Here is a 4,959-nt window from a genome sequence, read left to right as displayed (position 1 = left end):
CGTTGGGAGTAAGTTACTCTCCGTCTGGCTACAGAGATGATCTGTTTAAGAGTGATGCCTATAGGCTCGGTGTTGGGCGGAGTCTGAGTAGCGAGGAGGAGAGCGGTAGTGAGGCCGCGGGAGATGCGAAACTTGCTCTTGTCGCTGTGAAGCCCAGTTTTGACTTGGGCCCCGTCTACAAGAACATACTCAGTGGCGCGTTGCGCTATGACTGGGGTGATAGCGATGTAGCGGTAGGCTTGTCTGTCACTGGTGAGTACGCGAGGCCGAAGCGGTATACAGACATACTAAATCCAGGCACAAGCTCTTTCGTGGAATATAATAATCTCGCTGCGCTATCAGCTGGTGCCGAGGTGAAGTTTGCCGGGCTGAAGGCCGCGGTATCATACGGGTACTTAGGTAGTTCTGGGCGCCCAAGAGTTGTCAGTCAGAGTGGTAGGACTTGGGAAGTGCCATATGGGACCAACCTTCCCTCATATTACTTTGCATCGTCGCTGGGGTATGGCTATGGCGATTTCTACTCCAGTGTAGTGTACTTTGTCAGTAGGGTTGGTCACACTGCTGGTGTCGCTCGCGGCGGTGCTGCGTACCACGACTATAGCAAGGGGTTTGATGGTGAGCACGTACTGAGGGATTTGGCTATTGGTCTTGGCTACAATTTGTATGAAAAAAGGGGCACCAGGTTTGGGTTGTTTGTCAGCTGTCACGCATTTTCCCTAGAGCAGAGGTCTAGTGAGTTTAAGAGGGAGGATCGCGGGGATTATGTTCGCACCACTTCCAGCCCTCAGGAGCGTGAAAGCCACAAACATGATGGGGTTGTGGTCCTTTCTGGCGTGAAGTTTGATTTTTAGTCTTTCCTGAGGCAGGGCCTGATGACTGCGGCGGCAGCGGGGGCCCTGCCTCTCTCGCGGCAGTTGTGAGTCGCGCCGATAGTCCGGGTTATATAGTTGGTCGTGTTTCTTGCAACGTGCTACACTCGGTTGCGCTTTCAACAGCTTAGGATGCCGTTGCGTGTTATGGGTGGCAATGTACCCGCGCTGTCGGCGCACGCGTTTCTCCTTGTGCTTCTTCCCCCAATCTTTTCTGTGATTTTCTGTCTTGGCGTCTAGATTTTATAGAAAAATCCTAAGAAATTGGGGATTTTGCTATGTAAAACGTAAATATAATTATATATCATAATAATATTATGCTATATCAGTATTAATTCCTTGACATGTTTACTGCCGCTCATTAAGTATAGCTCGTACAGCTAACATATTTTCAATGTTTAATCGGGTAATACACAATGACGAGAGTTTCTTTTTCCACTGCTCTTGCGTCTCTTTTGGTGTTATGCGAGGCGGGCGATGCATTTGCCGTATCTCGTGGCCAAAAGTTACACAGTAATGGAAACGTCGCCTCTGCTGAGCGACAAAACAAATACAACACAGCTGACCAATATGCCAGTACCGTGCCCTCTATAGATATAGGTGGAAGCCTAATTACTCACGGGTGGGTCTCACTTCAAAGTGGCTACTACCGCACTCAGGGCATACAACGAGGTGACTCTCCTTCTGAATATTCAAGGAAGTACGGGTTCGCCTCAGATGGGATGTTGAACATCACTGCTGAAGGACGCAACGATGTATTGGGTGTTTCCTATGGGGGAAGCTTAGAGCTCGATGTGCCATATGTTCAGAAGAGCGAGTACGTTTCTTTTAAGCAAGTTGGTAGCAGGGGTGCGCGCGTATTCGTCAACACACAGTTTGGTGACTTGAGGGCCGGGTACCAAGAGGGCGTTGATTCCCTGATGAAAGTCGACGCTTTTAGTATAGGGGCAGGGGATAACAGCAATGTTTGGATGCGATATGTAAATCTGCGAGGTATTCATGACCCCTTGGAAAACTCTGATGCCGATGCAGTAGATCTTCCAAACGAGCTGAGGAAGCGGTATCTGGAGAATACATTTTACCTGTCTACTGGACTGTACAGCCAGAGCATACTGGAGGGCAGTAACAGATTCTCCAAAGGGGTTTCTAGCGCCTCCAATCGCGGTTTGCCAGTTAACCTAGTTAATGCATTGCCTTTCAGATTTTCATACCTCTCCCCAAGTTTTGGTGGGTTGAGACTGGGTGTCAGCTACTCACCGTTCGGGTACGATGAGGATAAGGTGATCAGTGCCCACGTGCCACGTAAGCTTGCTGTGAAAACACAAACTCCCGTAAGCGGGCTTCTTGGGCTTGGCCTGGGCTTTTTACGGGGAACTCTTGAGAATGCGGTGGTTGAGGAACAAAACGCCAGAACTCGCCACGTATTGCCTTTGTACGAGCGCGTGATTAATGTCGCTATGACTTACTCAGCGCAATTCAAGGGGGTGGACTTTAAGGTGTCAGCAATCAGCGAGTATGCGAAAAGCAAAAAAGGGCTGTTGAACGAGCACGTTTCCTTTGCAAAATTGGATGATGTGAAAAACATAGCCTTTGGTGGGATGTTTGGTTACAAAAATCTGAAATTGGCGGCCTCTTACGGTTATCTCGGTCCGATAGATAGAGTGAACAACATGTACGCCTGGAACGGGGAAAAGTTTGTGCTCGATAGCCGCGACAGAGTGCTTATCAAGACAGGAGGAACCTACTTTTGGACGCTGGGAGGTGGATATGAATATAACGGGGCGTACGTCTCAGCAATCTATAGGGGTAGCAATTATAGCGGCAATAAGCTAAACGAAATTGCGCTGGGAGCGGAATATAATGTTTCCACAAGCGCCTCTAGGGTTGACTGTTCATTCTTTGCGAACTACCACTACTTTAACGCACGGTCTTCTGTGGTGTTAGACAGCGAGAAAACTAATGGCGTAAATAATGGGCGAGTGATGCTCGCTGGGATGAAGGTCAAATTTTAGGCCTACCGCTGTCGGAAGAAGCAAATCCCCGCCTGCTGCGCTTACTTTGCTGGCGGGGTTGTTACCTGATTAGCTGTACTGCTGCGCATACTCTTGTGCTCAAGCCTGCATGCTGGAGGTGCGCAGCCTTCCCCGGGAGTTGTGGGAAGGTCACCAGGGTTTACCCAATGTGTTCCCAGACTTTCCCCCCACGTGGCCCGCTTGTGTGAAACATCCGTAACAACTCAACGTTTTCGGAAAGTAGGAATTTTGTGGGCGCGAATGCAAAACGCTAGTTCAATTGTTACATACTGCATCTTTAAAGTCTTGGCTTTCCATGATAAGCCGGGCATTATCCACACTTATTGCATAGACCAAGTCTTCCTTACTAGTAGCATTGTACAGTCTTGCTGCTATGCTTGAAAGTATAGAAGAAAAGCCTAGCAGTGGTACAAGGTGTTGCATTGCATTGCTGCCACTTTCCTAAGTGTGCTGCTGCTGGATGGATTAGTTGGGCAAGTGTTTACACACTGATATACTATAATGCTGCTCAGTAAAGCGTTGTAGTGTTCAGCCATATACGCTGCAGCTTTCTGTGCTGTGCTAAGTAGTAAAGAATTAGCCTTACATGCATTGCTAGCGACAAGGTGCTTCATGCACTGGTATAATACACCCCTATAATCCTTGGCGTGCAATACGTCATGAGTTGAGAAAAAACCGCAGCCTACTGATGCATTCTTCCTGTCCCAATATTTCCATAACCTCTGATATGCTCGGGGTGCTAAGCCTTCCCGCTATGGCTGCGCGCAGCAGGTGATAAACATCACTTATCACCACATCGTTGCTCTTTGTCCATTCCTTGATATACGAAGATAAAAAGTCTTTCGTCCAGGTTTTTGGCTCTATTTGTGACATTGCACCTACAAGTTTGGCTAGCAGCTCTGAACTTTTGAGAATAACTTGCTTTGCATCGTCATCAACGGAAATTGGTATATTTTGGACATAAAACACCGAATCTCTAGCGAGATCAGCCAGAGTCTTGGCCCTTTCCATGAGCTTTTTTACTCCCAAAGAAAGCCGAGCGAGTTTTGTTTCAGCAACGGTGTGGCCCAGTTCTTGTTCCAAAAACGGCAGCAGGAGCCCAAGAATCTCAAGCTCAGTTTTTTGGTTCATGTAGTGATGGTTTAAAAATAGCAGTTTTTTGCTGTCTAAGCACGAATGGGAAGTGCCGATTTTTTCTATTGAGAACAACTGAGTTGCACTCTGCATTGTTATAATTTCCTCATCCTTGTGGCTCCAACCCATGCGCAGCAGGTAGTTGCACACAGCCTCGGGCAAAAAACCAAGCTCCCGATACTCATGCACTCCCGGTGCACGGTTTCTTTTCGACAGTTTTGCTCCTCCTTCATCATGTATCAAGGGTATGTGGCAAAACTGGGGATTGTCCCAGCCCATAGCCTCGGCAAGCAACATTTGTTTTATCGTGTTTGTTATGTGGTCGGAGCCCCTTATAATGTGGGTGATGCACATGTCGTGGTCGTCCACTACCACTGCCAGCAGATATGTCGGGTGGCCATTTGACCGCAGTATGACCATATCATCAATCTGCTCACTGCTTACAGATATTTCCCCATATACTCCATCCGTAAACTTTATTTCCCTGTTTTCGGGGCTTTTAAGCCTCAAAACCCCAGCAGTGCCTGACTGTGCGTGATTTGCATCCCTTGATGGGCAGTGATGCCGGTAATGTTTACCCTCATTTTCGTGCCTCAGTTTTTCAGCAGCAATATCATCTTCCGAACAATAGCAGTAATAAGCTTTGCCGCGCGCAAGCAACTCCTCTGCTACTTGTGTGTGGCGTTCTCTCCGCGCAGACTGGATCACTACATCTTGGTCGTGATGCAGCCCAAGCCACGCCATGTCTTCGATAATAGACTGCGCAACGGTTTCGGAAGATCTTTCCTGGTCTGTATCCTCCATACGGAGCAGGAACTGGCCACCGTGGCGCCTGGCAAACAACCAATTGAACAGAGCAGTTCTCGCTCCACCCAGATGCAAGCTTCCGGTTGGAGACGGAGCAAACCTGGTAATAACGCGCA

The 4,959-nt window shown here is 48.3% G+C and carries 2 protein-coding genes and 1 pseudogene; 2 read left to right on the top strand and 1 reads right to left on the bottom strand.

Annotation, left to right across the window (positions count from 1 at the left end):
- Together GAC_RS01905 and GAC_RS01900 are read left to right on the top strand one after the other, a co-directional pair.
- Nucleotides 1-851: pseudogene (locus GAC_RS01905) on the top strand (porin); the annotation flags it as partial.
- Nucleotides 852-1,285: 434 nt separating this feature from the next.
- The gene (locus tag GAC_RS01900; RefSeq protein WP_010264914.1) at nt 1,286-2,881 is read left to right on the top strand and encodes a porin; all 1,596 of its coding nucleotides are present in this window, start codon (nt 1,286-1,288) and stop codon (nt 2,879-2,881) included.
- Nucleotides 2,882-3,559: 678 nt separating this feature from the next.
- On the opposite strand, the gene gltX is transcribed toward GAC_RS01900, so the two are convergent.
- Nucleotides 3,560-4,951, bottom strand: a complete 1,392-nt coding sequence (gene gltX / locus GAC_RS01895) for a glutamate--tRNA ligase (protein WP_080567286.1) — start codon at nt 4,949-4,951, stop codon at nt 3,560-3,562.
- Nucleotides 4,952-4,959 lie beyond the last annotated feature (8 nt).

Source organism: Anaplasma marginale str. Florida (assembly GCF_000215485.1).
GTDB lineage: Bacteria > Pseudomonadota > Alphaproteobacteria > Rickettsiales > Anaplasmataceae > Anaplasma > Anaplasma marginale.
This window is presented reverse-complemented; position numbering and strand designations above follow the sequence as displayed.

Coding starts and splice junctions, on each gene's coding strand:
- GAC_RS01900 (WP_010264914.1), top strand. CDS start 1,286: ATGACGAGAGTTTCTTTTTCCACTGCTCTTGCGTCTCTTTTGGTGTTA.